Genomic DNA, 25,737 nt, shown 5'->3' with positions numbered 1-25,737 from the left:
CTAATAAAGTAGAGGAGAGTGATTAAATATGGATGGTTTTTTTTATGGCAGTCCTTATCTTGACAGTCTTTCTGAAAAATATCATTATGCACATATGCTGCATGAAACCTTTGATAACGTTATTGTTCCAGGATTTAAAGGAAGAGGCTTCAGAAAGAATGGAAATACTTTTTACCGCGAGCGGGATGGTCTTATAGAAGTATGTTATGTTAAGTTTTCAAGAGATAATACCAGAGTTCATGCCAGGTTTTGGTTACAAGTAGAAATTGCTATACCATCATTATACGATTCGCTAGGCAAAAAGTACGATAAGAAATGGGAGGCAACTATATTTAGTATAGATCCTGATTCACTTATCGGTTGGGAGAATGGTTTGGGTGATTTTCATTATCCTCTCTATTTGTTAGATTTATGGAACAGTAGGTTGCTTCCTGTTTCCCTAACTGAAACAAAGAAAGATGAGAAGAAAGAGTTATTAAAAGACAAACTCGATAGCAGATATAATAAGCAGACTGGGGAAGGATTTAACGAGATTATCTCTTCTGATATTGAAAATGTTATAATCAAGTTTTTTAGCACAATTCCAAGTGCTGAAAAATTATTAGAGCATATAGATAATGATGAGCCTGATAGCTTTGCAGAGGGATGGATGATGTTTAATGCAGCAACCCTTTATCACAATTATGGAGATAAGGAAAAGGCGAGAAAGATATTAAAAAGACTGCAAAATGGTTTTTTAAAAGAAAGAGTTGAAGAATATATTAATCATGCAGGAATTATTTTGTAGTTTATAGAAATACATAAAGATAAGCTATGACGAAAAATCATTACTGTATTTTTGCATATGGGAGGCAAATTAATATGGATATTATGGGCAGTAAAATATATCTTAGATATTTAAAAGATACTGATGTACAAGCATTACTTGATTTGAATTTAAGGAACACGGAGTTTTTTCAAAAATATTCACCGATTCATAATGATAACTTTTATACATTTGAGGCACAAAGAAAGTCTATTAGTGATATGGCAGAACAAAGAGAAAAAGACAGACAATATTGCTTTGGTATATTTACAAAAGACAGCAATGAACTAATAGGCGATGTGAGCTTGTTTCAAATATTTCGTGGAGCACTTGAAAGCTGTTTAATTGGTTATTCATTAGATAAACAACATAATGGAAAGGGATATGCAACGGAAGCAGTCTCTTTAGCAGTAAAGTTTGCATTTGATGAGTTAAAATTGCATCGAATTGAGGCTGGTGTTATGCTAACAAACATTGGTTCTATGAGAGTCTTGGAGAAGGTGGGATTTCATAAAGAGGGTATAGCACAGAAGAATGTAAAAATAAATGGTCAATGGGAAGACCATCAAATACTTGCAATTATATCTGATAAAAATTAATTGACAGACATACTATTTAATTTCTTATGCCTATGACAAAGTGATACTTTTATAAATGAACTTCACTATTGATGATAAAAAGAAGAAAGGAAAATTGTGATGAAGATAATTAAAAATCCAAGTTATGATGAGCTGCCTAAGGAAGAAGAATTAGGAAAACCGTTCGCAGGAATGGGGGGACTTGACGTATTGCTGTTTGCCATATTACTAATCCCGATGGTAATTATTCCTTTGTTACCTTTGTTTGCAGGCGTTCTTAAAATAATAATGAATCTAATAAGAAAATGAGGAATGAAGGCCTTTGATTTTGTTAAATAAAAAATATTGATGAGAAATGTTCTTATATTATCTCATAAATAAAGGAGGCAGGTCTATGAAGAAAGGTGATAAACTATTTGTAAGAATTGATTATAAGAACCCGGATTTAAACTCCTCACCTAAAGATTTTCAAGAGCATGTAGAGTATTTAAATACAATAGCCAGCGAAAGATATTTTGTTGGCGGGGGGTTCAATAATACAAAAGGCGGTATGATAATATATGAAGCAAAGGACATTAAAGAGGCAAAAGCAATTGCAGAAAATGATCCTTTAATAAAAAGAAACTTCTTCACGTATGAGCTGTATGAATGGGAATTATTTATCCTATCTAAAAGTAATTAAAGGTATAAATTAGGGACTGCATTAAAACAACTATGCAATAGGTTTAAGTTGTTTTGCTGCAGCCCTTTATTTTTAATTATCTATATGAAGCTTATTATCATCTGTGTCATTGTCATAAACTATGCTTAAGGCATATCGGCTTGAAAAGCCTGAATTATCAGAGATTAAAAGCTTGAAGCCTTCTGAATTTACTACATCCTTTGAGTTTAAATACTCTGTGCCTGAAAAATATCTGAGATTAAGGAGCCTTGTGGTTTCGGCCATTAACTTTATTTGTTCATCAGTGTAGGCGTCCGCCATTAAAAGATTGCTGTAGGTTCTTGCGTAGGATCTTTGGCCAAAGGATTTTTCAGAATAGCTGCTGAAGTTTAGAAGATTTGGATCCTTTATTCCTGATTCCTTAGCATAGCCTTCTACATCAACCTTCGAAGTGCTGTAGTCAATTCCAGATTTCTTTGAATATTTAATAACTCCATATTGCTGAGGATATACAGCAAGAGAGCTTGTTACTATATCGTACATAGTGTCATTATCTTTTTTAGTTGAGCTTATATCCTGAATATGAATATGACCGCTTAAAAATAAATTTATTCCCATGCTGTGAAACTGGTCTAAAGCTTTTTCATTATCGTTTAAAGTGAAGCCCTCTCTGACAACATCGCTGTGGTTAAGCATATTGTGATGCATAACTGTTATTATTTTTGCACCTTTTTCATTAGCCATGTCGCTGCATTTTTTTATCCATTCAAAGGTCTCGCTGCTTATTCTTCCATCCAGTTGTGGAGAGCCTTTCTTTATATTATCCTTGTATTGAGCTGTGTCCAGCATTAAAAGCCATACATCCTCTGAGGGCTCGGCAAGATAGCTTAGGGTATTTTTATCTCTTGAAACAGCCTCCCCGTAGCCAAAGTCCTTATAAATACTGCTAAAGTCCTTATCTGATATATAATCTGTCTTTAATTGATCCTCGCCTTTAAAAGCTCTTGCATAGGGGTTAAATATATCATGGTTTCCCGGAATAACATAAATAGAAGTACCTGATTTTTCAATTGCTTTTAGTTTTTCTGCCAACGAAAGATGGCTTTTCTTTTCTCCATTGGTAGTTAAATCACCGCTTATAATCAAAACGTCAGGCTTTTTCTTTTTTATATCATTAGTAAAAGCATTAACTATATCATCAATATAACCAACCTCTTTTCCGTCACCGCTCTTAACAAATTGTTGAAAAGCCTCGCCGTTATCAGTTAAATCGTTAGATAAATAGTGAATGTCTGTTGTAACAAAAAAGGTCACATCACTGCCTGATTTTATTTTGTGTGAAAGAAGTGAAGCTGAACTCATCTTATCACAGGCTGTGAAGCTTAAAGTAAGTGCAATAATTAATATATATGATAAGCTTTTTTTTATTTTCATTATAACCTCCAGATGTATATTTATGTATGATAATTATAGCACAAAAGCTGTATATTGGTTCATGATTTAATTTTAGAAAATATATTGTATGAAGGATGATATTTAAATGTATGGATGAATATATAATAAAAGGGATATTAAGGAGATGTTAATATGAGATATGCAACGAAAGATAATCTTAAAATGTCTATAATATTAATCGTAGCAGCATTAATATTATTTTCTGTAATATATTATACTTGTGCACCTCCAAAGATTACAGGAATGATAACATCTGACACAAAAATTATTGATAACAGATACCTAGAAACAAAAAAATCAGAAGGATACAGCGGAGAGGACATTGCTGTTAAAATTTATAATGGTAAAGAGCAATACTTAATGGTGTATAGAGGTCCTAGCCTTACTGAATGCAGATATGATATGAATAAAAAAGATTTTGACAGCCTGCAGGTTGATAAAAGATACTGGTTTTCTGTCAAGCTCTATAAAAAGAATAACACAGACAGTGGAAAGGTAGAGCGTATGTATACTGAAAACCCTGTTAGATGAAAAATTGATAATAAAAATCCTGTCGCGATATATTCTTATCATGATAAGAATATATCGCGACAAGTTTTTTACTAAAGATATTTTAAATAAAAGTATTAAAAATTATTTGAGCTGCTCATATATGATTCTTATGTTTGATATGTATTAGAGTTGATTACATGTTGTAAGATTTTATATTGATTTAAAGGTTATGTTATGCTAAAATGCATATATAAATTGCAATTTATAATCATAAAATACTTAATAGAGTTTAGTTTTCTAGGGTTCCGCAGTTATAACTGGCAGGTCCGAGAGAAAACGCACAAAGAATTGTGTACACGGAAGGATAAAAGCCTGGGAGATATTTTTATAATATTTCTTTAGGCTTTTTTTATTTTATTTCTTTGGAAGCAGCAGTTATTATCTCTAAATAAATAGAATAAAAAACAACTATATAATTACACTATAAAGAAGGTAAATGTCTAAATAAATGACCTTTTACGAGTAGTTTACGAGCGGGAGCGAGTGGTCTAAACTACTCAGTGCTTCCGACTAAAAGGAGGAATTCTAATGAAAAAATTTATTATCGAGGATGATCTTTGGAGTTTGTTTCCCAATGCAAAAATTGGGGTTATCGTTTGTAAAGGCATAGATAATTCTATAAAAGACAAAGACAAATACGCTGAAATGATTTTAGAAGCAGAAAAAGAAGCGTTAAAGCATTTGCCGAGTGAGGAATTTAGCAGCAACTCTGTAATAAAAGTATGGAGAGAAGCCTTTCAAAAGTTTAAAACGAAGAAAGGTGCAAGGTCATCCATTGAGGCATTATTAAAACGAATTTATAATGGAAATCATTTAGGAACCATTAATCCGCTTGTTGATATTTATAATTCTATTTCATTAAAATATGCATTGCCATGCGGTGGTGAGAATATAGATAAATTTGCTGGTGATATCAGGCTCACCAAGGCTGTTGGAAACGAAGATTTTATTACATTAGGAACTGATAAAAGCGAGCCTCCATATGAAGGTGAGATAGTATATAAAGATAATGATGGAGCAATTTGCAGGTGCTTTAATTGGCGTGAAGCGGTAAGAACAATGCTCACTGAAGATACAACTAATGCTTTTTTATGCATTGAGTTAATAGATGAAAACAGAGTGACAGAATTTGAAAATGCATTAAAAGAATTAGCAGAAAAAGTAGAAAATAATTTAGGTGGAACAAGCAAAGTTTCAATTTTAGATATTAATAATAAAGAAGTAGTAATAGAGTAACTTAGGAGGTTAGATGGATGGGTGGTTTTAATTATAAAGATATTTATATTGAGGATGGCAAAAGAGTGTTGGAGGTAAACATTCTGCCTGAAAAGTATTGTAATTTTGACTGTATATTTTGCCCTATTGGAAGATCTCAAAATAAGGTAGATACGCAACAGCCTTTTGATGATATGGATAATTCATTAAACGAATTAGAAAATATGATAGAAGATAATAAGGCAGAATTAGTTTATATTAATTCAAAGGGTGAAGCCTTTGTAAACAGCAGAATTGATGATATTATTGCTCTTATTAAAAGCAAGGGATTACTTGTAAGACTATTATCTAATGGATATTTGTTAGGTAGAGATGAATATATACGAATAGCCAATAAGTGTGATGAAGTCATTGGAGAGATAAAAGCCATTTCAGAAGGGGATTTTCAGAAAGTACAAAGACCAATTGAAGGCTATACACTAGAAGAGTATATTTCAAATATGGTTTCATTCAATAAACAATATAAAGGCAAATTTATTTTAGAGGTAACAATTATCAAAGGCTACAATGACACAGAAGAAGCTGTTAATAAGATAAAAGATGTTATTAATAAATTATGTCCTGACAAGGTTATTGTTGAAAGAATGGATGATGAAAAATTTAAGAAAAAGCTTGGTGTATCAGATGAAAGGTTTGATGAAATTTTAATGCAATTGGAGAGATAAAGATTATGGACAATTTAGTAATCAAAGAATGCAGTTTAAACGACATAGAAAAAGTTAAATATATATGTGAAAAAACCTTTTATGAGACCTTTTCTGGCGAGAATAAAAAAGGCTATAGAAATTGGCAAAATCAATAACCTCAACTATATTTGGCTGGGCGTATGGGAGCACAACGTAGCTGCAATAAGATTTTACGAAAAGCAAGGGTTTGTGAAATTTGATACTCATATTTTTAAGCTTGGTGATGATGAGCAGACAGATAATTTGATGAAGCTTATGATCTAGTACTCGTTTATATTCTTAATCAACAACTATATATTCGTATGTAAGAAAGCATGCTAATTACTCAAAAAATTAGCATGCTTTTTTTATACCTATAAAAATATTAAGAATTCTTAAGATTTTTCGTAACCTTTATTTAATATCTAACCTCTACAATAAAATACATAATGCTTAAACGGCAACATTACATGAAAGATTTCATTATAAATATAATTACAAGAATAGGGGTGCATTATGAATAAGTTATTTAAAGGTATAGTCTTTTTATTTTGGCTGGCAATTTTATTTGTGTTCTTTAAGTATCAGCTATATTCAAATGGAATAGTTAAAATAACAGGGTTTTTACAGATATATCCTAAGTACAGTACCTTACTGTTTTTAACCATTGCTTCATTTAGAATTTTTACCCTCGTACCATGTACTGTTTTTATAATTATTGCGGGGATATTATTTAATCCTGTGAAGGCATTTATTTTAGTTACAATAGCAAATTTGCTGAGCGAAGTTTTACTATTCTTCTTTGTTAAAGCCACAATTGGCATGGGTTATCAGGAAAAGATAATAAACAAGTATCCTAAAGTATACAATTTAATTCAAAGAAATAATGTTAAAATTCTGGCTTTGGGGGTTTCCTCTCCTGTGGTGCCTTCAGACATTGTATGCTTCTTTTCCGTATTAACAGGTATTCCTTTAAATAAGTATGCTTTAACTATATTTATTGCTGATACACCAATCATATTGCTGTATACCTTTTTAGGGATAAGCATGAAATATTCTTTATATGTATTCATAATCACTCTAATCATCATAGTTTCAATCAGCTATATGAATTATAAGAAGTGGAATAGTCAGATTAATTTATAAAAATGTTAAGAATTCTTAAGAACTTTATACAGAGATTCTTAAGTTTTGAGCTTTATACTAAGACCGTAAGATAACTTATATAAGCAGGCAGAATTAATATCTTAAAAAATAAGGGGGAGCCTTAGTATGAAAATGATAAAGTTTCTAATAGAATATTTTAAGTCACCGAGAACTGTAGGAGCTGTAGCACCTAGCTCAGAAAAATTAGCTGAGAAAATGGTAAAGGATATTGATTTTGAAAATGCAAAATGCATAGTTGAATACGGACCTGGCACAGGAGTTTTCACAGACAAGCTTATAGAAGGGAAAAAGCAGGATACAATACTGCTGCTCTTAGAGTATAATAAAGAGTTTTGTGAACAACTAGAGAAGAGATATAGGGGACAGGATAGCATTATCCTAATAAATGATTCCGCTGAAAATGTAGATAAATATTTAAAAGAATATAATATCAGTAAAGCAGACTGTGTAGTTTCTGGGTTACCTTTTGCAAGCCTGCCAAAAAATGTTTCTAATAAAATACTAAGAAAAACAAAAAGTATATTAAAGAAAGATGGATTATTTATAACTTTCCAGTACACTCTTTTAAAGAAGGAATTTATTGCAGGCTTTTTTAAGAAAATAGATTTAGAAAGAGTGATGCTTAATGTTCCGCCGGCTTATGTTTTAAAATGTCAAAATTCATAAAAGGAAGGAATAACTTTATGCCAAACAAAATTCTAATAGTTGATGATGATAATGAAATAAGAAAAATTACAGGAATATATTTAGAAAATGAAGGCTATGAGGTATTAAAGGCAGAAAATGGAGAACAAGCGCTTAAGATTATAGCTGAGAATGATATTGATCTTGTTCTTCTAGATATCATGATGCCGGTTATGAATGGAATAGAAGCCTGCATGAAAATTAGAGAAGATAATATCATGCCTATTATATTTCTATCTGCAAAATCAGAAGATCTCGATAAAATTCAAGGCTTGGCATCAGGTGCTGATGATTATATAACAAAGCCTTTTAATGCTATGGAGCTTCTCGCAAGAGTTAAGTCGCAGCTTAGAAGGTATACAAGATATTCGACTCCTCAAAATGCAGCCAAGAATATAATCGAAGTTGGAAATTTAACTATAAATACTGATACGAGACAGGTACTTGTAGGAGATAAAGAAATAAGGCTCACACCAAAGGAATTTGATATACTGGAGCTTCTTGCAAGAAACAAAGGAATAGTTTTCAGCATAGAAAAGATTTATGAAAGGGTATGGGGAGAGGAGTTTTATAAATCAGATAATACAATAATGGTTCATATAACAAAGATAAGAGAGAAGATTGAAGAAGATCCCAAAAAGCCTGTATATATTAAGACAGTTTGGGGAGTTGGGTATAAGATATGAAAGCAACTATATTTACAAGGAAAATCAGCCTTGAACTTATATTATCAATAGTGGTCTCTCTCTTTTTTGCATTTTTATCAGTATATTTATTTTCTGGATATATTGTTAAACCTTACGTTTCAGCAAGAGCCAACTCTATAGGAATGATGGAGTATAATATTATTGCTACTATTATCTTTGCAATAGGGATTTCAGCTTTTTTAGTTGTATTTTTATTGCTAGTTAACAATAAAATTAAATATATCAAGTATATCTCTGAACAGGTTGGTAAAATTGCAAATGAAGAACTAGGTTTATCTCTGAAAGTGCGGGGCAGTGATGAATTAGCTGAACTGTGCAAAAGTATTAATTCTATGTCTAAACAATTAAAAGATAAATTTGAACAGGAAAGAGAGATAGAAAATGCAAAAACTGAGTTAATAACAAATGTTTCTCATGATTTAAGAACTCCTCTTACTGCAATAATAGGATACTTGGACATCCTAAAAAGCGAGAAATATAAAAGCAGAGAGGAAGAGAAGGAATATTTAACTTCAACGTACAATCTTTCTATAAAGCTAAAAAGGCTTATTGATGAATTATTTGAATACACAAAGCTTTCTAGTGGCGGTATTAAGTTACAGGTTCAAGAAGTTAACTTGAGCACTATACTTATTCAAATGCTGGGAGAGTATACTCCGGTGTTTGAATCTAAGGGTTTAAGAATTGTAACGGATATTGATGAAGAGATTCCTGTTAAAATTGATATTGAAAAAATAGTAAGGGTTTTTGATAATGTTTTAAGCAACGCAGAAAAATACAGCGTTAAACCATCGGATATAGGTATTAGAGCAGAAAACAAAGAGGGTGCTGCTCATATTTCAATTTCTAATAAGAGTGAACATATAGAACAGGATAAGTTAAATAAAATGTTCGATAAATTTTACAGAGTTGATGTTTCGAGATCCAGTAGTATTGAAGGCTCAGGACTAGGACTTGCAATCTCAAAGAAAATCATTGAGCTTCATGGAGGACAAATTTGGGCAGAGTGCGATGGTGATGTGATAAAAATGCATATTAGCTTGAACACTAGTGATCAAATTGAGTAAAAGAAAAATTTAAGAAATTCTTATGCTCCCCATGATTCAGAGGAGCATACTTACTCATTATACTATCTTACTGATTTATTTTGGATGACTACTATAACCAAAACTATTATTGGTATGGTTGTGAGATACTTAAAAAACGGTACAAGGCTGTAGATAGAATTAATAAATGCCTGAGTTCCTGCTGCAAATGAGATTCCTCCAAGCATTTGAAATATAACATATAGGAGGCCAACTATAGTTAAAACAACAAAAGGAGAAACTGCTAAAAAAATCATACCTGAAATAGCTTTCAAAGCGTTATTTTTCATTTACTATAACCTCGCTGTTCAATGGGGTATCAAATTCTCTAGTTAGAAAATAACATAGAAGGCCTACAAAGATCATAACTATTCCTGCACAAATCATCCAGTTGATTACACCTATAATTTCTGAAATAGGACCTGCAATGAATATTCCTACAGGGGCTGCGAAGCTCATAACGCTTGTAACGAGAGAAATAACTTTGCCTAAGTTTTCTGCCGGCACGGTTCTTTGAATATAGGAAGTAAAGGGAATGTTGAAACCCATGCCCGTTGTACCCATGACGAATACTACTATACAAAATATCCAAAATAAACTTGCTGGCAAGATACCACCAATTAGGGAGCAGATACCTAGTAAACCAGTAGAAAGTGAAATCATTAAAAACTGCTTTTTGAGCCCCCCTGTAAAACCAATAATCATTGCTGCAATAAGCATACCAGTTGAAAAGAGGGTTTGTACAAGTCCATTGTGCCAGGCCGTCCCATTAAAATACCACTTAACCATAAGAGGAAGCAGAGTTCCTATTGGAACGAAAATGATGGTAGATATAATCATAGGGACAGAAAGTCTAAGCAGTGCTTTGTTAGATTTAAAAGCGCTTATACCTAGCTTCATGTCTTGAATTATGCTCAGTTTATCTCCCTGGCTAGCTGTATTATTTAGGAATTTTACGGTGGATAAGGTTGTTACAGCAAAGGCAGCTCCAAAAACATCTACAAGCATTGCATATTGAAGGGACGTTATGCTCATTAAAAATGCACTAAGCATAGGCCCAACTATAGAGCAGGCTGAGTTTATCATTTGTCCGAACCCACCTGCTTTTGTAAGCTCAGATTGAGGTACTAGATTTGGAATAGCAGCTTGAAGTGCCGGCTTATGAAAGGTTTCCCCCAAAGCCCTGATAAATAGAACTATATAAACGAATATAATTGATTTAATACCTATAATAAATAAGATTCCTAGAATAAGGCTTGAAAGTGCTACAGCACTATCAGCTATAATCATTATTTTTTTACGGTTAAACCTGTCAATCCAAACCCCTGCAAACAGTCCAATAACCGCTTGTGGCAGAAGGCCTATGACGCTGGCGATTGTCAAGGAAAGGGCTGAACCCGTTTCCATGGTAATCCACCAAATTATTGAGAACTGCACAGCGCTTGAACTCAATAGGGAAAATGCCTGACCTATATAAATTGTAAAAAATGATTTTTTCCAACTCTTAGCTTTCTCCATATCATTACCTCTCAAGACACTTTACAATAGTTTTTGCACATTCTTCAGCCCCATTTTCCTTAGCTATATCTTTGCCAAGGGTTTTGGCATTTGTAATGATTTTATCAGTTATAGCAAACTTGATTGCTTCGGCAAGCTTGTCTGAAGTTAGTTCCTTTCTAGGAATAGGTTTTGCACCAACCCCTAGGTCATAAGCCCTGTGAGCCCATGCAAACTGATCATTGGAAAAAGGTATAATGATGTTTGGAACTCCAGCCTTAAACCCTGCTGCAGTTGTACCAGCCCCACCGTGATGGCATACTGCGGAAACCCTTTCAAACAGCCATGTATGTGGAATGCTGTTAATTGCAATAATGTTTTTAGGAAGATCTTTTGGTTTTCCCATGCCGCAGATAATACCGCGTTTTCCGCTTTTTTTAATCGCTTCTACTGCTATTTCTGACAAACCCTCATTCTGTTCTAAGGATGTCATACTTCCAAAGCCTATATATACAGGCTTTTCACCAGCATTTAAGAAATCTTCAAGCTCTTTTGGTGGAGTGTAGTCACAAGACTCTTCAACAAACCAATAGCCCCTTTGGTGAATATTTTCATTCCAGTCCTCTGGTCTTTTGAAAACAAAGTTACTGCAGGATACAATAGCAGGGTGTTTTTTATCTGTATGTCTCTCAAAAGGGCAGCTAAAATTGTCTGGTATTTCCCCAAAGTTCTTCTTCCAAAAACCTTTTACAGAACTCTTTGAAGCCATCCACAGCATTCCCTGAATCATAGAGTAGCTTATCTTTTTAGTTAGAGAATTGGATTTTGTTTTTCCGTACATTATTACAGATAAGTATTCTTTTGTTTTATGCATTGGAAAAGGAGAAGCCAAAACAGAAGGTATACCGAATTTTTCTGCTGCAAAATAGCCAACTGTGCAGCCTGGGTGATATATAATAAGTTCGCTTCCTTCGCACGCGGAATAGTAATCATTTACCATGTAGATGCCATATTCCTTCATCTTATTGAAGGTTAACATCATTTTCATAGGATTATCAGAGGAGCCAGCAGCCTTTAGTAGTTTCGGATCAACCTTTAGTGTTTCAATATCTGCCTTTATAGGATACACATCAATTCCATAGCTGCGAATTAAGCCTTCAACGCTTTTACTTGCAGTGATACGAACTTCCTTTCCTAGTTTTTTTAACTGTTGTGCAAGTGCAATATATGGTTGAAAATCACCTCGTGAACCTGAACAAAGAATTGTAATCATATTTTTAAACCTCCCGAGAATTTTTCAAATTATAGTAGGTCTTGTGTAAACCAACAACCTGTTGTATGATTATAGTATAGTAATAATTAAGCTTAGCATCAACCGACAATAAAACGATAAATGTCGGATTCGGGAGTGATGTGAAAATGAAGAAACGACCAGAAATTACAGAACAGACTAAACAAAACCTACTTGATGCATTTTGGTCTTTATACTGCGAAAATAGAATTGAAAAAGTTACTATTAAGGATATTACAAATAAAGCGGGGTATAATAGAGGCACCTTCTATGAGTATTTCGAAGATGTGTATGATGTTTTGGAGCATATTGAAAATTCATTGATACCTACCCTTGATGAGCTTCCCCCTGTATTCACACCAAACATAACCTTGGGAATGCCCCTGGAACAATTTTTCGAGCTTTACAAACAAAACAGCAAATATTACTCTGTATTGCTTGGAGAAAAAGGAGACCCATCTTTCGCAGGAAAATTAAAAAATACAATCAAGCCGATAATAATGCAGGTTTTCGAAGATATGCCCAATGTTGATAAAAGAGAATTGGATTATATTTTAGAGTATACTCTGTCTGCCATGATTGGCATCATGAGCTACTGGTTTACACAGGAAGATGCTATTCCAAATGATAAATTACATGAATTGATAAAAAGGCTTACGGAACAAGGAATTATGAAACAATTGCCTTTATAAAGCGTAGTATCAGTTAAAAACCTAGGCTTATATCTGTGTATAGTATAAAGTGTAAGAGATTTAAGACTCTTTATTCTAAGCCAAGCCTTACACCATTTGTAAAAGTATAGAAAATAAAAGATTACTGCAGATTGATGTTTATTATCAATTGAAAATAAGTTATCAGTATATTTAATATTCTATTACAGCTAAAATAAAGCTATAGAAGCATTTTTGTAAGAGTATTCATTAAGTTTGTAATATCAATTGACAAAAATGAATAGTATATAATATAATTTTAATGTAAATTAAATAACTTCGTTAAAAGGGAGTAGCTGCCTTGAAAAAAGGTGATAAAGTCAACATACTGACCTTTGGTCTGGCTTTATCGTAACTAATTTAGTTAAGTGAGACTTTTAACACAATGCTTTCATTGTGTTAGAAGTCTTTTTTGATGCTGTAAATGAAGTATCAAGTAAGGCTTTTAGCAGGATGTTATATTGTGCTGAAAGTCTTTATTTATTTTAAAAATAAATATTTGAGTTAAGGAGGGGGAGTTGGCTTAGAACTGAAATTATTTAATTGGGAGGATGACAAATGGCATCATTTATTAAGGCATTATTATTGGTGGTAGTTGCGGAAATGGGGGATAAGACGCAGCTTCTTGCAATGGCTATGGCCAGCAAATACAAGGTTAAGCAAGTAATGATGGGTGTTCTAATTGCAACTATTTTGAATCACGCATTAGCAGTTGCAGTAGGAAGTTATTTAGGTAATGTAATACCTATGGATATAGTAAAGATTGTTGCGGCAGTTGCCTTCTTAGTTTTTGGTCTTTGGACAATTCGTGGAGATAAACTAGATGATGAAGAAGAGAAAAAAGTAAAGTTTGGGCCTATAGTAACAGTAGCTATTGCCTTCTTTATGGCTGAAATGGGAGATAAAACCCAGCTTATGACTATAAGTATAGCTGCGGAAAATTCAAAGCCCCTTTTAATACTTATGGGAACAACAGCAGGTATGCTTGTGGCAGACGGCATAGGTGTTATAGGCGGAGCTTGGATGTGCAGACATATACCTGAAATATATATTAAATGGGTAGCAGGAATAATATTTATGTTTTTTGGAGCGTTAACTTTATATAAATCAGTGCCTGCAGCATTTTTAACTCCGGTTTATATAATTTTGTTCCTTGTAGCTCTGGGAGTACTTATTTATTTGTTTGGAGTAAAGTTTGCTTACTATGGTCAGGTATGCGATATAGCACTGTCTGGGCAGGAAGTTTCTGCTGATAAGGAAAAGAGCTGTTCTTCTGAAACAGTTAATTAATAACTAAAAGGACAGACGATTTGAATTATCGTTTGTCCTTTATATGTTTTATTTGAATTTTTGCGGAAATTGCTTAACAATTCCATGTATCATTATATCAGCTATTTCTAAGGCTTGGCTTTCAAGCTCATCATAAGTAGAGGTCTCTGCTGAGTAATTCTTAGTAAGTAAATTAACAGCTTCTGATTTTACTAGTCCAAGGTGTGTACGATACATCCTTTTCCAATCTTCCGCGGACCAATAAGGATTTATGCTGCCAACGAAGGTGGCAATTTCATCACCGTTTGCATACCATTTTTTCTCGATTTCGGCAGCAGCCGCATTGTCTCCAGCTTTAGCTGCGTTCACAAGCTGTGCGGCAATTATTAGGTGCTTTCTTATTAAATCTCTAAGCCTCGAGTCAGCCCTATCCCCATAGTACACTCTAAACACATTTCCAAAGTCTTTAGGATTTTGAAGAAGTCTGTTAGTAACGAAATTCACATCTGGAAGATCAAATACCATGCTGACAATGGTAGCTCTTGTCCATACAGTATGCTGTTCCTAAAGTTCACGTATTTTGTTTGATAACTTTAATTGAGGATTAGTTATTCTTGATGAAGTGAAATCATTTCTTATAAGGTAGTGTCTGTATAAGGGACAGATAAAATTAGTCCCGCAGTACTAAGGTGCCTAAAAACTAGGGTAAACATAAGGATTGTCATCATTGTATTGGGGTTTTGCTTCATATAAATACATAACTATCACCACTTTTTATGACTTTATTACTATATTATGTTTGAGGTGTTGTTAATGCTACTGACAGAAAAATAATATATGTAAATATGATAATCTAGGCAAGTTTGCTAAAGAAACCTTTGATCTACAGGGCATATTATATAGATGGTGTACTCAAGACTATGTAACAGTAGATAATGTACCTTATGTTGGATATCTAACTTCTAATACTTCAAAATTATTTGTTGCAACTGGATTTGGAAAGTGGGGAATGACCAATAACACAGCTGCAGCAAAGATAATTACTGACCTAATAATTAAAGGAGAAAGTCCATAGGCTCCAGTATACGATCCTTTCAGGTAACTTAGAAGTTGCAGAAAATCTTGTGGGAGGCAAGCTCTATCCAGCTCCTAAAGATGTTGAAATAAAAATGGTGAAGCAAAAATTGTAACTATGGATGGACAAAAGGTTGGAGCTTATCGTGATGAGCAGGGAGAGCTTCATGTTGTAGATATAACTTGTACACATATAGGCTGTGAACTAACTTGGAACAAAGCAGAAAAAACTTGGGATTGCCCTTGTCACGGTTCAAGGTTTACTTATGATGGTGACAATGTAGAAGGTCCTGCATTTCTTCCGTTAAAGCATTTAGGAGAAGGAAAAAACGAGAAGGATCCTAATATATTTTAATGGTTAGGCCTCTTGAAAATTAAGAGGCCAAAATTCTTTTGGATTAGGAAGGAAGTAGGTAATCTAATCTACACTGGTTTTATCTTTCATAAAATGATAATGCTGCTCGGTTATATAGGTCGGGCCAGAAATAAAATGAATATGACCGCCAGGCACCTGATAATTCGGACTTGTTTGCATTGCATAATAGTGTCTGTGGCCATCAGCAAAATCTGTATAGCCTACTATATAATGAATATGTGGTACTCCAGTTTGGGCTGCAGAGGTTTCGCCATCATATCTATGACTATGGCCATCGGTGACTGTAGTATAGCCTGAATAGTGATGAGTATGATACATTTTTTCACTCCTTTAATATTGCTCATACTTATATAGTATGTGATATATATTTTTGATTGTGCTTAGATAATTGAGTATAATCGTTGCACTGAAGTATATTTTTAAATGGAAGTATACCAATAAAATAGTGTCAAAATGGGATAAGTGTCATAATATATAGCGAGCCAAAGTGCTCAACATATATATGGAAAGGGAGGAAATGAATATGCCAAATGGACTTAACTTTGCGAATGATTTAGCTCGTCACATAGGACAAACTGTTACTATATTTACAACTAGTGGTGGAGAATCTGGAAGGGGTTTTACCGGCGTTCTAGCTTCTGTAAATGATAGATTTGTTAGGTTAATAACTCAGCTAGGATCAGCACCTGGATGCGCACTGGGAAACTGCTGCGATGAGAGACACGAAAGACGCAGTTTTAACAGAAACGAGGAATTTGGAGAAGAAAATTTCCAAAACGAGAATCTTCAAGGTATAGAAGAGTTTAATAGAAGAGACAGAGATAGAGATAGAGATAGAGATAGAGAAAGAAATAGATTTGACTGCTCTGGTCGTACTCTTGGCTCAATAGTTGATATTCCAATTGATAGAATTGCTTCCTTTGTCCATAATGCAGTAGGCAGCGGCTGGTAAAAGAATAAGACCAGGAGAGAGTATCTGTAATCTCCTCGGCATGCCCAGACTCAGTCTATTTTGAGGCGAAAACTCATCCTTATTAAATAAGTGCACTAAGTAGGGAGCTAATCGCAAAAGTTCGATTGGCTCCATTTTATTAGATACATGACAGTGACATTATAGGATGGGAGTAGAAAAAACGGATTACCAAGATCAAGGAATTAAATGTATTGTAAATACTTGCTACCATTATATGTCTGGTGATCACTGTTCGGAAGCGATGATAGAGGTCCACCTTTAACTATCTCTGCAATATCAGTAATGTTTGCAGTGGTGAGCATTCAACATCTTGGGGCATACATTATAATAATAACACCAATTAATGCAATCCATTCTCCAATTAAGTCAAATCTATCAGGTAGTACATTATCCACTTTCCAGCCACGTAAAAATGAAAGAGCAATAAATATTCCACTATAAGTTGCATAAACTCTTCCGAAGTTTGTATTTGGAGGCTGAAATGTTGGAATAATTCCATATAGGATTAATACTACTGCTCCAGCAATTCCGTACCAAATGCTTTTACCAGCACGCAGCCATATCCAAACAAGATATCCTCCTCCTATTTCAAATATACCCGCTAAAATAAGGTAAAATGGCGATTTTATTATTTTCATATGTATAGTCCACTTTATGTAATGAGTTTATTTCGAGTGTTATACGGGTAAAATTACCATAGTAAAAATATCGAAAATAATGTTGACAAAAGTACTCATGTATTTTATGATAGTAACGTGATGAAAATAAAAATGCTGAGATAAGAAATAGTAGCATAGGCTAAACTGACAGAGAGAAATCCCCTTGGCTGAAAGGGATTTTGAGTGTAAACTGTGTGAATGCGTCTTTGAGCACTGCCTCGAAAAATAGTAGACGGCAGCGTGTACGCGCGTTAAAGCGTTAGGGTATGAATGTACCTGAGTGAATGAGATAACATGATGATTTTTTGTCGTGTTAATTAGAGTGGAACCGCAGAATATAACTTCTGCCTCTATGTATTTAGAGGCAGGAGTTTTTTGTTTTTAATCCGGATTTTTCATTTTCATCTTATGTAATAAATCAAATTCTATATACAGAAAAAACAGGGAGGTCGGATATGAAAATTGAATCGCTATTAATTCATGGAGGAGTAGATGGAGACAAGCATACTGGTGCGGTAAACGTGCCGATATATCAAACTTCTACCTACAAGCAGCCTAAATTTGGAGTTAATACAGGTTATGAATATTCTAGAACAGGGAATCCAACAAGAGAAGCTCTGGAAAAGCTCATTTCAGATTTAGAGGGGGGATATGCAGGATTTGCATTTGGTTCAGGAATGGCGGCAACAACAGCAGTATTATCATTGTTTAAGTCAGGAGATAAAATCCTTATTCCAAATAACTTGTACGGTGGAACCTTTAGAGTGATAGACAAGGTGTTTAAGCATTTTGGTATAGGCTATGAAGTAGTTAATACTTTAGATTTAGATGAAGTAAGAAATGCAGTAGATGATGCTGTAAAAGCTATTTTTATAGAAAGTCCTACAAATCCTTTAATGGATATAACAGATATTAAAGAAATAGCTAAGATAGCTAAGGAAAACAACCTTTACACAATAGTTGACAACACTTTTATGACCCCATATCTTCAAAAACCAATTTCTTTGGGAGCGGATATAGTCATTCACAGTGCAACCAAATATCTAGGAGGTCATAGTGATATAGTTTCAGGGCTTGTTGTTGTAAATAGCCAAGAATTAGCTGAAAGACTTCATTTTATACAAAACTCTACAGGAGGAGTACTAGCACCATTCGATTCCTTCCTGCTCATAAGAGGAATTAAGACCTTGGCAGTTAGAATGGACAGGCATAATTTAAATGCTAAGATAGTTGCTGAATTTTTAAGTACCAGAGAGGAAATAGAGAAAATCCATTATCCAGGCTTTGAGAGTCACCCTGGTCATGAAATACAAAAATCTCAGGCTAAAGGCTTTGGAGGTATGATTTCCTTTGTACTTAGGGAAGGCTATGATTATAAGAGCTTTCTTGAAAGCCTTGAATTGATAACATTTGGAGAAAGCCTTGGAGGGGTAGAATCCCTTGTATGCCACCCAGCTTCCATGACTCATGCGGCTTTACCTTATGAGCTAAGACAAAAGGTTGGTATAGTAGATAATTTAATTAGACTGTCAGTAGGCATTGAAAGTGCTGAAGACATAATAGAAGATATTAAAAATGCTTTAGAGCAAAACAATAAATAATTTTAAAGGAGAGAAATTAAGATGAAAAAGAGAAATATATTTTTAAGTGCTGTATTAGCTATAACTTTAGTTGCAGGTTTTACAGGATGCTCTGCAAAAAATAATGGGTCTAACAACGCAGGTACAACTGCACCAAAAAATTTACTTGAAACAGTAAAGAGCCAGGGTAAAATTCTTGTTGGAACAGAAGGAACCTATGCACCATTTACCTTCCATGACAAAGACGGAAAGCTAACTGGATTTGATGTGGAAATAACTCAGGAGGTTGCAAAGCGTCTAGGGGTTAAAGCCGAGTTTGTTGAAACAAAGTGGGATGGAATGTTTGCAGGGCTTGATGCTAAGAGATTTGACATGATTGCAAATGAAGTTGGAATAAAGCCAGAGAGAAAAGAAAAATATGATTTTTCTGACCCATACATTTCTTCAAGAGGAGTACTTGTGGTAGCTAAGGACAACAATAGCATTACAAAATTTGAAGATTTAAAAGGTAAGAAGGCTGCACAATCAATGACAAGCAACTATGCTGATATAGCTAGAACTAATGGAGCAGAAATAGTAAATTCAGAAGGATTTAATCAATCTATAGATTTATTATTAGCTAAGAGAGCGGATGCTACTATAAATGATAGTTTATCCTATTATGATCTATTAAAGCAAAAGCCAGATGCAGGAGTAAAGATAGCTGCTCAGCAAGACAATGCAAGCTCCAGTGGATTAATGTTTAGAAAAGATAGCAAGGAATTAGTGGATGCAGTCAACAAGGCTCTAGCTGATATAAAAGCAGATGGAACTTATAAAACAATTTCTGAGAGATGGTTTGGTGTTGACGTATCCAAATAATGTGGTGATAATATGAATTTTGATGATAGAACTTTAAGACTAATACAAATAGCATTGGACTCCTTTTGGCCAATGCTTAAGGCTGGCATTGCCTTTACTGTTCCAGTAGCGTTGATTTCCTTTGCACTAGGCCTGGTTGTTGGTCTAATGACTGCACTTGCAAGGATATCAAAGGTTAAACCTCTTATTTCACTTGCTAAATTTTATGTATGGATAATAAGGGGAACTCCACTATTAGTACAGTTGTTTATTATTTTTTACGGCTTGGCCAAAGTTAATATAATTCTAGATCCACTGCCTGCAGCAATTATAGGCTTTACAATAAATGTAGGGGCATACAGCTCAGAAGTTATAAGAGCTGCAATACTATCAATACCAAAGGGACAGTGGGAGGCAGCTTCTTCTATTGGTATGACGCATACTCAAACATTAAAAAGAATTGTTCTACCTCAGGCTGCCAGGGTATCAATACCTCCGCTTTTTAATTCCTTTATAAGTCTTATAAAGGATACTTCTCTCGCAGCCTCAATTACACTTACAGAAATGTTTCAAGTGGCGCAAAGAGTTACAGCGGCCACCTATGAACCGCTTTTATTGTACGTTGAAGTAGCATTTATATACTTGATATTCTGTACAATTTTAAGTGCTGTACAAGGCAGAGTAGAAAAAAAGCTTGATAGATTTGTAGCTAGATAGGGAGGTAACAGTCCTAAATGGACTGTTACGGGTAGTTTGCGAGTGGAAACTAGCATGCTTAAACTACCCAGTGTTTCCTACAAAAGGAGGAAAAAGAAGTGATATCAGTTAAAGGTTTATATAAAAGCTTTGGAGAAAATACTATATTAAAGAATATTGATTTAGAAGTGGCAAAAGGGGAAACTACAGTTATAATAGGGCCTTCAGGTTCAGGCAAGACAACTCTTTTAAGATGCATGAACCTGCTTGAAACTCCTGACTGCGGAACCATAAAGATAGGACAGAATGAATTGAATATTGATGGAAAATCAAAATTAAAGCAAACAGATATTATTGCTTTAAGAAAGAACACTGGAATGGTGTTTCAGGGTTTTCATCTTTTCCCGCACAAAACCGCATTAGAAAATATTATTGAAGGTCAGATTACAGTTTTAAAAAGATCAAAGCAGGAGGCATATGGCAAAGCAGTGGCACTGCTTGAAAAAGTTGGCCTCTCAAATAAAAAAGACAGCTATCCTCATGAGCTCTCAGGAGGTCAGCAGCAAAGAGTTGCTATAGCACGTGCTATGGCAATGGAACCTGAAGTATTGCTTTTTGATGAACCTACTTCAGCCTTAGATCCAGAACTGGCAGCTGAGGTTATAAAAGTAATGAAAGATCTCTCCAATGAGGGAATGACAATGGTGGTAGTTACACATAAGATGAGTTTTGCAAAGGAAGCTGCTCATAGAGTAATTTTTATGGATCAAGGAGTAATTGTTGAAGAAGGTACCCCTGAGCAAGTTTTTGAGAATACTAATAATGAACGATTGAAACAGTTTTTAAGCATGATAGATTAAATTAGAAAACAGGCTGACCATAGTTGCTTATTGTGGTTAGCCTGTTTTTATTTGCGGCTAACAATATTAGATTAGATTGTATAGAACTTGTAATAAGAAAAATATCGGAGTTTTAGATCATATTACAGTAATATAATATTCTGCGCAGTCATATTATATTATGATATTTAAATATTTGGGGGTTTGGGATGTTATCAAACAATGAATTTGTAAGACAATCCTTGGAACTAAACTTATTCTTTATGAGAATAGCTAAAGAGCACTCTATTTTCTTAGAGGCAGGCTTTACTCCTAGAGACCAGCAGTTTATTGAACAATCTGAAATGCTAAAGAATATATTCAGTCAGCTGCTTGTAGAAACTATTAATATGTCAGATGGGATAATCAGTCCGGAAGTTGCAAATTCAGGTGAATTAGTGACAGATTTGACTTTAGCTGCAGAAAGAGAAACGCAATTTTATACTAACATAAAAATTGATCCAAACATAACTAGAATGGAGGCAGCTCTTGCAGAAAGCAGTCCAGGTAATATTACTATGAATACAGTAAGGATGGTAGAAGATTTAAATAACAGAGCTATTAGAGCTGCACAGCAGATAGCAGGCTTTAAAAGCAATCTTCTTCAAAATGTTTTATCCTGCAGAATGTTTACAACAAATTATCCGCTGCTTATTGATCATATTTTAAGAGAAGCTAAATTCTATTTAAGAATGCTTACTATGCTTCAAAAAAGAGAAGAATTTGATATAGCAAGAGAGGCTGCCTATCAGGAAACTTTCTGGAACAGAATTATGGCTGAACACTCTAAGTTTATAAGAGGACTATTAGATCCTACTGAAGAGAAATTGTTTGATACTGCTAATGACTTTGGAAAGAAGTTTGATGAACTTACTCTTGAAGCAAAAAATCTGTCCAAGGATATGGGGTTGCTACCAGAGGTAACAGATAGGAGCCTTAAGAATACTGTAGATATTCGTAATTTTAAGAGGCAGGGTACTGAAGGATTAATACAGTGTCAAATTAGGTCCATTGCATTCCCGCTTTTGGGAGACCATGTGGTCAGAGAGGCAAATCATTATATAAGAATGCTGAAGGATTTTAAAAAAGGCAAGGTAGAATAAATATAATTAAAAAATAGATAACTTTAATCAGGGAATTAAATGCTGATAATACAGCTCGTTATCAATGATAGAAGTTTAACATAAAAATTAAGTATATTGAAAAGGTCAGCCAATAATATGTATAAGCATTGGCTGACCTTTTGTTTATATAAAGAAGTTATTAGATTTCAACTATCTGAGAATATAATCTCCCCCACTATTATTATATCATATATAATTTTTAAATTACAGGCTTATAATCTGCGTCTTTTGTGTGTATCATAGGAACAGAAATAACTCTACAGAGAATTGCTTCAACTATACCTAAAAAAGAAAGGGGAATATGTATGAATCCATACGTGCTTAGCTTTCAGGAGATTGACAAAACAAAGCTTTCCATAGTTGGTGGGAAAGGTGCCAACCTAGGGGAGTTATCCAAGGTTAATGGTGTCCTAGTGCCGGAGGGTTTTTGTGTTACTACAGAGGTATACAAAAAGATAACTGAAAATAATCAGGAGTTTAATGCTTTATTAGATCAATTATCTAAGTTTAGATTAGAAGATAGAGAAAAAGTTGCTCAAGTCAGCAAAAAAATTCGTAATGTTATCGAAAGAATATCTATTCCTAGGAATATAGAAGAAGAGATTGTAGGCTATCTCACAAAGTTTGGAGAAAGTGCTTCCTATGCCGTGCGTTCTAGCGCAACAGCAGAGGATTTGCCGACAGCTTCTTTTGCAGGCCAGCAGGATACCTACTTGAACATTATCGGAACAGAGGCAATTTTAAAGCATATCAGCAAGTGCTGGGCATCACTGTTTACAGAAAGGGCAGTAACTTACCGTATTCAAAACGGTTTTGATCACCGTAAAGTTCATTTGTCTGTGGTCGTCCAAAAGATGGTTTTTCCTGAGGTGTCAGGAATTTTATTTACTGCTGATCCCATAACTTCTAATAGGAAGGTGTTATCCATTGATGCAAGCTTCGGACTTGGTGAGGCTTTGGTTTCAGGCCTTGTGAATGCTGATAATTATAAAGTGCAGAGTGGCAAGGTTATCCATAAGAGAATCTCCACAAAGAAGTTGGCTATTTATGCCGTAGATAAAGGCGGTACTGAAAAAAGGGAGATTGATCCAAAGATGCAGACTAAGCAAGCACTAACAGATGAGCAGATTTTGACCCTCACTCATATGGGCCGAAATATTGAAAAACATTTCGGCTGCCCTCAGGATATCGAATGGTGTTTGGCTCATGATACATTTTATATTGTCCAGAGCCGCCCAATCACTACTTTATTCCCCATACCTGAAGTAAATAATGAGGAAAAACACGTTTATTTATCTGTTGGACATCAACAAATGATGACAGATCCCTTGAAACCATTGGGAATGTCTTTAATGGAGTTAATATCTTTTGGCCACAGAACTAAAGCTGGCGGATGGTTATTTGTTGATGTGACACAAATGATAGCTTCACCTGACAGCAGAAAAATGTTATTAAACAACATGGGGCAGCATGATCCTCTCATGGAAGACGCACTTATGACAATAATAGAGCGTGATTTCATAAAATGTTTATCAAATGATAAAGAGGAACAGAGCTTAGGTAATAGCAATAAAGTTAGGACGCCTGCAAATTCGGAGGTACAAATAGACTTTGACCCTTCAATCGTTTCTGATCTGATTAAGAAAAGTCAAAGCTCCATAGAAAAGTTAAAACAAAATATTCAAGGGAAATCAGGAGCAGATTTAATAGATTTTATATTCGAAGATATAGAGGAGTTAAAGAGCATCTTATTTAACCCGCAAAGTACAGCTGTATTTATGGCTGCTATAAATGCTTCATACTGGATCAATGAAAAAATGAAGGAGTGGCTGGGTGAGAAAAACGCAGCAGATACCCTTTCACAATCTGTACCAAACAATATTACTTCGGAAATGGGCTTGGCGTTAATGGATGTATCAGATGTGATTCGTCCTTATCCAGAAGTAATTAATTATTTGCAGCATGTAAAAGACGATAATTTTTTAGAGGAACTTGTTAAGTTTGATGGCGGGCGAGAAGTTCACGATGCAATCCTATCTTATCTTGACAAATATGGGATGCGATGCAGTGGAGAAATTGATATTACTAGACCTCGCTTCAGTGAAAAACCAACTACACTTGTTCCTATGATTCTAAGCAATATCAAAAATTTTGAGCCTAATGCCGGCAATAGAAAATTTGAGCAAGGGCGACAGGAAGCTTTGAAAAAGGAAGAAGAGTTATTAGAACGGTTAAAGCAGTTACCGGATGGTGAACAAAAGGCCAAAGAGACAAAACGAATGATTGACCTAATCCGAAATTTCATCGGCTATCGGGAATATCCCAAATACGGTATGGTTAGCCGCTACTTTGTTTACAAACAGGCATTGCTTAAAGAAGCTGATCGACTGGTAAAAAATAAGGTTATTCATGAAAAAGAAGATATATATTATCTAACTTTTGAAGAACTTCGTGAAGTTATGCGTAGAAATAAACCAGATTATCAAATCATAAACAAGAGAAAAGAGGAGTACAGATTATATGAAAAGCTAACTCCACCGCGTGTTATTACTTCTGATGGTGAAATTATAATAGGTAAATACAAACGAGAAAATCTACTGGAGGGCGCTATACCAGGTCTGCCTGTTTCTTCAGGAAGTTTTGAAGGAAGAGCACGTGTCATTTTAAACATGGAAGACGCTGATTTAGAATATGGAGATATATTAGTCACATCCTTTACTGACCCTAGCTGGACACCATTGTTCGTATCCATAAAAGGCCTGGTTACTGAAGTTGGTGGGCTGATGACCCATGGTGCAGTAATCGCACGAGAATATGGTCTGCCAGCAGTTGTAGGAGTAGAAAATGCTACCAAACTGATAAAAGATGGTCAGAGGATTCGGGTGAACGGAACAGAAGGGTATGTAGAAATACTATAATTTAATTTTCCAATGCATTTCTTAAATTAATTATAAAACAGAAAGTATAAAAGTAAATTTCAAAACACCTCCTTAATCTTAGGGGGTGTGCCTTTATGTTAAATGGTAATTCCACGTAACAGTATCATTATTCTATCAAAACAATGTGGAGAGCGTTGCAAGGATAGAGACAAAATAGGTTAATAACCATGGAATAGAGAAATCTATTCTTTTTTTAT

The 25,737-nt window shown here is 34.4% G+C and carries 30 protein-coding genes, 1 pseudogene, 2 riboswitches and 1 other annotated feature; of the genes and pseudogenes, 24 read left to right on the top strand and 7 right to left on the bottom strand.

Annotated elements, in window-relative coordinates; all coding sequences use genetic code 11:
• The first annotated feature begins 28 nt into the window (after positions 1-28).
• The 4 genes from JK636_RS02240 to JK636_RS02225 all read left to right on the top strand — a co-directional run bounded on the left by JK636_RS02240 (position 29) and on the right by JK636_RS02225 (position 2,065).
• A complete protein-coding gene (locus JK636_RS02240; protein ID WP_202747203.1) occupies positions 29-787 on the top strand; it encodes a DUF4304 domain-containing protein in 759 nt (252 codons plus the stop codon).
• Positions 788-861: 74 nt separating this feature from the next.
• Complete coding sequence (locus tag JK636_RS02235; protein WP_202747202.1) at positions 862-1,404, top strand: GNAT family N-acetyltransferase; 543 nt, start codon at positions 862-864, stop codon at positions 1,402-1,404.
• Between the two features lie 99 nt (positions 1,405-1,503).
• Positions 1,504-1,692, top strand: coding sequence for a hypothetical protein (locus JK636_RS02230; RefSeq protein ID WP_202747201.1), 189 nt, complete (start codon positions 1,504-1,506; stop codon positions 1,690-1,692).
• A gap of 85 nt (positions 1,693-1,777) precedes the next feature.
• Positions 1,778-2,065 (top strand): YciI family protein, encoded by a 288-nt coding sequence (locus JK636_RS02225; RefSeq protein ID WP_202747200.1) that lies wholly within the window; start codon positions 1,778-1,780, stop codon positions 2,063-2,065.
• A 72-nt stretch (positions 2,066-2,137) separates the two neighbouring features.
• On the opposite strand, the gene JK636_RS02220 is transcribed toward JK636_RS02225, so the two are convergent.
• Positions 2,138-3,478 (bottom strand): metallophosphoesterase, encoded by a 1,341-nt coding sequence (locus tag JK636_RS02220; protein WP_202747199.1) that lies wholly within the window; start codon positions 3,476-3,478, stop codon positions 2,138-2,140.
• Positions 3,479-3,631: 153 nt separating this feature from the next.
• Here JK636_RS02220 and JK636_RS02215 point away from each other — a divergent pair, with 153 nt between their 5' ends.
• From JK636_RS02215 to JK636_RS02180, 8 genes are all read left to right on the top strand, one after another.
• Complete coding sequence (locus tag JK636_RS02215; protein ID WP_202747198.1) at positions 3,632-4,030, top strand: hypothetical protein; 399 nt, start codon at positions 3,632-3,634, stop codon at positions 4,028-4,030.
• A 247-nt stretch (positions 4,031-4,277) separates the two neighbouring features.
• Positions 4,278-4,372, top strand: a riboswitch (guanidine-I (ykkC/yxkD leader).
• Positions 4,373-4,579: 207 nt separating this feature from the next.
• Positions 4,580-5,287 (top strand): B3/B4 domain-containing protein, encoded by a 708-nt coding sequence (locus JK636_RS02210; protein ID WP_202747197.1) that lies wholly within the window; start codon positions 4,580-4,582, stop codon positions 5,285-5,287.
• A 17-nt stretch (positions 5,288-5,304) separates the two neighbouring features.
• The gene (locus JK636_RS02205; protein WP_202747196.1) at positions 5,305-5,991 is read left to right on the top strand and encodes a radical SAM protein; all 687 of its coding nucleotides are present in this window, start codon (positions 5,305-5,307) and stop codon (positions 5,989-5,991) included.
• Positions 5,992-6,072: 81 nt separating this feature from the next.
• On the top strand, positions 6,073-6,276 hold the full coding sequence (locus tag JK636_RS02200; protein WP_243428090.1) for a GNAT family N-acetyltransferase: 204 nt from the start codon (positions 6,073-6,075) through the stop codon (positions 6,274-6,276).
• Positions 6,277-6,507: 231 nt separating this feature from the next.
• Positions 6,508-7,137: a TVP38/TMEM64 family protein gene (locus tag JK636_RS02195; RefSeq protein WP_202747195.1), complete on the top strand. Its 630-nt coding sequence runs from the start codon at positions 6,508-6,510 to the stop codon at positions 7,135-7,137.
• 126 nt (positions 7,138-7,263) lie between these two features.
• Positions 7,264-7,824: a class I SAM-dependent methyltransferase gene (locus JK636_RS02190; protein ID WP_202747194.1), complete on the top strand. Its 561-nt coding sequence runs from the start codon at positions 7,264-7,266 to the stop codon at positions 7,822-7,824.
• 17 nt (positions 7,825-7,841) lie between these two features.
• Positions 7,842-8,528, top strand: coding sequence for a response regulator transcription factor (locus JK636_RS02185; RefSeq protein ID WP_202747193.1), 687 nt, complete (start codon positions 7,842-7,844; stop codon positions 8,526-8,528).
• Positions 8,525-9,616: a HAMP domain-containing sensor histidine kinase gene (locus JK636_RS02180; RefSeq protein ID WP_202747192.1), complete on the top strand. Its 1,092-nt coding sequence runs from the start codon at positions 8,525-8,527 to the stop codon at positions 9,614-9,616. The genes JK636_RS02185 and JK636_RS02180 overlap by 4 nt, the downstream gene beginning before the upstream one ends.
• Before the next feature lie 62 nt (positions 9,617-9,678).
• Here JK636_RS02180 and JK636_RS02175 read toward each other — a convergent pair whose 3' ends face one another.
• The 3 genes from JK636_RS02175 to JK636_RS02165 are packed head-to-tail and all read right to left on the bottom strand — an operon-like array spanning position 9,679 to position 12,404.
• A complete protein-coding gene (locus JK636_RS02175; RefSeq protein ID WP_202747191.1) occupies positions 9,679-9,924 on the bottom strand; it encodes a hypothetical protein in 246 nt (81 codons plus the stop codon).
• Positions 9,914-11,152: an MFS transporter gene (locus JK636_RS02170; RefSeq protein WP_202747190.1), complete on the bottom strand. Its 1,239-nt coding sequence runs from the start codon at positions 11,150-11,152 to the stop codon at positions 9,914-9,916. Before JK636_RS02170 ends, JK636_RS02175 begins: the two co-directional genes overlap by 11 nt.
• Positions 11,153-11,156: 4 nt before the next feature.
• Positions 11,157-12,404, bottom strand: coding sequence for a glycosyltransferase (locus JK636_RS02165; RefSeq protein ID WP_202747189.1), 1,248 nt, complete (start codon positions 12,402-12,404; stop codon positions 11,157-11,159).
• 146 nt (positions 12,405-12,550) lie between these two features.
• On the opposite strand from JK636_RS02165, the gene JK636_RS02160 reads away from it, so the two are divergent.
• The gene (locus tag JK636_RS02160) at positions 12,551-13,114 is read left to right on the top strand and encodes a TetR/AcrR family transcriptional regulator (protein ID WP_202747188.1); all 564 of its coding nucleotides are present in this window, start codon (positions 12,551-12,553) and stop codon (positions 13,112-13,114) included.
• Positions 13,115-13,407: 293 nt separating this feature from the next.
• Positions 13,408-13,566, top strand: a riboswitch (yybP-ykoY riboswitch).
• A gap of 124 nt (positions 13,567-13,690) precedes the next feature.
• On the top strand, positions 13,691-14,422 hold the full coding sequence (locus tag JK636_RS02155; RefSeq protein ID WP_202747187.1) for a TMEM165/GDT1 family protein: 732 nt from the start codon (positions 13,691-13,693) through the stop codon (positions 14,420-14,422).
• A 48-nt stretch (positions 14,423-14,470) separates the two neighbouring features.
• Here the strand turns inward: JK636_RS02155 and JK636_RS02150 are convergent, their stop codons facing one another.
• On the bottom strand, positions 14,471-14,926 hold the full coding sequence (locus tag JK636_RS02150; protein WP_202747186.1) for an acetylglutamate kinase: 456 nt from the start codon (positions 14,924-14,926) through the stop codon (positions 14,471-14,473).
• Positions 14,927-15,236: 310 nt separating this feature from the next.
• Here JK636_RS02150 and JK636_RS23510 point away from each other — a divergent pair, with 310 nt between their 5' ends.
• Positions 15,237-15,476 (top strand): FAD-dependent oxidoreductase, encoded by a 240-nt coding sequence (locus tag JK636_RS23510; RefSeq protein ID WP_338025721.1) that lies wholly within the window; start codon positions 15,237-15,239, stop codon positions 15,474-15,476.
• 105 nt (positions 15,477-15,581) lie between these two features.
• Positions 15,582-15,830 (top strand): annotated as a pseudogene (locus tag JK636_RS23505) (Rieske 2Fe-2S domain-containing protein); the annotation flags it as partial.
• 63 nt (positions 15,831-15,893) lie between these two features.
• Here JK636_RS23505 and JK636_RS02140 read toward each other — a convergent pair.
• Complete coding sequence (locus JK636_RS02140) at positions 15,894-16,169, bottom strand: YmaF family protein (protein WP_202747185.1); 276 nt, start codon at positions 16,167-16,169, stop codon at positions 15,894-15,896.
• A 205-nt stretch (positions 16,170-16,374) separates the two neighbouring features.
• Between JK636_RS02140 and JK636_RS02135 the strand changes: the two genes are divergently transcribed.
• Positions 16,375-16,803: an LSm family protein gene (locus JK636_RS02135; protein ID WP_202747184.1), complete on the top strand. Its 429-nt coding sequence runs from the start codon at positions 16,375-16,377 to the stop codon at positions 16,801-16,803.
• A 166-nt stretch (positions 16,804-16,969) separates the two neighbouring features.
• Positions 16,970-17,086, top strand: coding sequence for a DUF1540 domain-containing protein (locus JK636_RS24095; protein WP_202747183.1), 117 nt, complete (start codon positions 16,970-16,972; stop codon positions 17,084-17,086).
• A gap of 40 nt (positions 17,087-17,126) precedes the next feature.
• Here JK636_RS24095 and JK636_RS02125 read toward each other — a convergent pair whose 3' ends face one another.
• Positions 17,127-17,462, bottom strand: coding sequence for a YnfA family protein (locus tag JK636_RS02125; protein WP_202747182.1), 336 nt, complete (start codon positions 17,460-17,462; stop codon positions 17,127-17,129).
• Between the two features lie 128 nt (positions 17,463-17,590).
• Positions 17,591-17,838, top strand: a binding site (T-box leader).
• Positions 17,839-17,938: 100 nt separating this feature from the next.
• On the opposite strand from JK636_RS02125, the gene JK636_RS02120 reads away from it, so the two are divergent.
• The 6 genes from JK636_RS02120 to ppsA all read left to right on the top strand — a co-directional run bounded on the left by JK636_RS02120 (position 17,939) and on the right by ppsA (position 25,519).
• Entirely contained in the window at positions 17,939-19,084 is a 1,146-nt protein-coding gene (locus JK636_RS02120; RefSeq protein ID WP_202747181.1) for a trans-sulfuration enzyme family protein, read from the top strand.
• A gap of 21 nt (positions 19,085-19,105) precedes the next feature.
• Positions 19,106-19,924 carry an amino acid ABC transporter substrate-binding protein gene (locus JK636_RS02115; protein WP_202747180.1) on the top strand — a complete coding sequence of 273 codons (819 nt, stop codon included), beginning with the start codon at positions 19,106-19,108 and terminating at the stop codon, positions 19,922-19,924.
• 12 nt (positions 19,925-19,936) lie between these two features.
• On the top strand, positions 19,937-20,620 hold the full coding sequence (locus tag JK636_RS02110) for an amino acid ABC transporter permease (protein WP_202747179.1): 684 nt from the start codon (positions 19,937-19,939) through the stop codon (positions 20,618-20,620).
• A 98-nt stretch (positions 20,621-20,718) separates the two neighbouring features.
• On the top strand, positions 20,719-21,459 hold the full coding sequence (locus tag JK636_RS02105; protein ID WP_202747178.1) for an ATP-binding cassette domain-containing protein: 741 nt from the start codon (positions 20,719-20,721) through the stop codon (positions 21,457-21,459).
• A gap of 188 nt (positions 21,460-21,647) precedes the next feature.
• Positions 21,648-22,580, top strand: coding sequence for a DUF2935 domain-containing protein (locus tag JK636_RS02100; protein WP_202747177.1), 933 nt, complete (start codon positions 21,648-21,650; stop codon positions 22,578-22,580).
• A 326-nt stretch (positions 22,581-22,906) separates the two neighbouring features.
• A complete protein-coding gene (ppsA, locus tag JK636_RS02095; protein ID WP_202747176.1) occupies positions 22,907-25,519 on the top strand; it encodes a phosphoenolpyruvate synthase in 2,613 nt (870 codons plus the stop codon).
• Positions 25,520-25,737: the final 218 nt, after the last annotated feature.

This window comes from Clostridium rhizosphaerae (genome assembly GCF_016765585.1).
Taxonomy (GTDB): Bacteria; Bacillota; Clostridia; order Clostridiales; family Clostridiaceae; genus Clostridium_AT; species Clostridium_AT rhizosphaerae.
The sequence above is the reverse complement of the archived record's forward strand: the minus strand, read 5'-3'. Positions and strand labels throughout refer to the sequence as shown.

Coding starts and splice junctions, on each gene's coding strand:
- JK636_RS02205 (WP_202747196.1), top strand. CDS start 5,305: ATGGGTGGTTTTAATTATAAAGATATTTATATTGAGGATGGCAAAAGA.
- JK636_RS02175 (WP_202747191.1), bottom strand. CDS start 9,924: ATGAAAAATAACGCTTTGAAAGCTATTTCAGGTATGATTTTTTTAGCA.
- JK636_RS02160 (WP_202747188.1), top strand. CDS start 12,551: ATGAAGAAACGACCAGAAATTACAGAACAGACTAAACAAAACCTACTT.
- JK636_RS02190 (WP_202747194.1), top strand. CDS start 7,264: ATGAAAATGATAAAGTTTCTAATAGAATATTTTAAGTCACCGAGAACT.
- JK636_RS02195 (WP_202747195.1), top strand. CDS start 6,508: ATGAATAAGTTATTTAAAGGTATAGTCTTTTTATTTTGGCTGGCAATT.
- JK636_RS02120 (WP_202747181.1), top strand. CDS start 17,939: ATGAAAATTGAATCGCTATTAATTCATGGAGGAGTAGATGGAGACAAG.
- JK636_RS02225 (WP_202747200.1), top strand. CDS start 1,778: ATGAAGAAAGGTGATAAACTATTTGTAAGAATTGATTATAAGAACCCG.
- JK636_RS02240 (WP_202747203.1), top strand. CDS start 29: ATGGATGGTTTTTTTTATGGCAGTCCTTATCTTGACAGTCTTTCTGAA.
- JK636_RS02135 (WP_202747184.1), top strand. CDS start 16,375: ATGCCAAATGGACTTAACTTTGCGAATGATTTAGCTCGTCACATAGGA.
- JK636_RS02215 (WP_202747198.1), top strand. CDS start 3,632: ATGAGATATGCAACGAAAGATAATCTTAAAATGTCTATAATATTAATC.
- JK636_RS02110 (WP_202747179.1), top strand. CDS start 19,937: ATGAATTTTGATGATAGAACTTTAAGACTAATACAAATAGCATTGGAC.
- JK636_RS02235 (WP_202747202.1), top strand. CDS start 862: ATGGATATTATGGGCAGTAAAATATATCTTAGATATTTAAAAGATACT.
- JK636_RS02180 (WP_202747192.1), top strand. CDS start 8,525: ATGAAAGCAACTATATTTACAAGGAAAATCAGCCTTGAACTTATATTA.
- JK636_RS02125 (WP_202747182.1), bottom strand. CDS start 17,462: ATGAAAATAATAAAATCGCCATTTTACCTTATTTTAGCGGGTATATTT.
- JK636_RS02185 (WP_202747193.1), top strand. CDS start 7,842: ATGCCAAACAAAATTCTAATAGTTGATGATGATAATGAAATAAGAAAA.
- JK636_RS02200 (WP_243428090.1), top strand. CDS start 6,073: ATGAGACCTTTTCTGGCGAGAATAAAAAAGGCTATAGAAATTGGCAAA.
- JK636_RS02155 (WP_202747187.1), top strand. CDS start 13,691: ATGGCATCATTTATTAAGGCATTATTATTGGTGGTAGTTGCGGAAATG.
- JK636_RS02220 (WP_202747199.1), bottom strand. CDS start 3,478: ATGAAAATAAAAAAAAGCTTATCATATATATTAATTATTGCACTTACT.
- JK636_RS02210 (WP_202747197.1), top strand. CDS start 4,580: ATGAAAAAATTTATTATCGAGGATGATCTTTGGAGTTTGTTTCCCAAT.
- JK636_RS02170 (WP_202747190.1), bottom strand. CDS start 11,152: ATGGAGAAAGCTAAGAGTTGGAAAAAATCATTTTTTACAATTTATATA.
- JK636_RS02165 (WP_202747189.1), bottom strand. CDS start 12,404: ATGATTACAATTCTTTGTTCAGGTTCACGAGGTGATTTTCAACCATAT.
- JK636_RS02230 (WP_202747201.1), top strand. CDS start 1,504: ATGAAGATAATTAAAAATCCAAGTTATGATGAGCTGCCTAAGGAAGAA.
- JK636_RS02100 (WP_202747177.1), top strand. CDS start 21,648: ATGTTATCAAACAATGAATTTGTAAGACAATCCTTGGAACTAAACTTA.
- JK636_RS02115 (WP_202747180.1), top strand. CDS start 19,106: ATGAAAAAGAGAAATATATTTTTAAGTGCTGTATTAGCTATAACTTTA.
- ppsA (WP_202747176.1), top strand. CDS start 22,907: ATGAATCCATACGTGCTTAGCTTTCAGGAGATTGACAAAACAAAGCTT.
- JK636_RS24095 (WP_202747183.1), top strand. CDS start 16,970: ATGGGAGTAGAAAAAACGGATTACCAAGATCAAGGAATTAAATGTATT.
- JK636_RS02140 (WP_202747185.1), bottom strand. CDS start 16,169: ATGTATCATACTCATCACTATTCAGGCTATACTACAGTCACCGATGGC.
- JK636_RS02150 (WP_202747186.1), bottom strand. CDS start 14,926: ATGGTATTTGATCTTCCAGATGTGAATTTCGTTACTAACAGACTTCTT.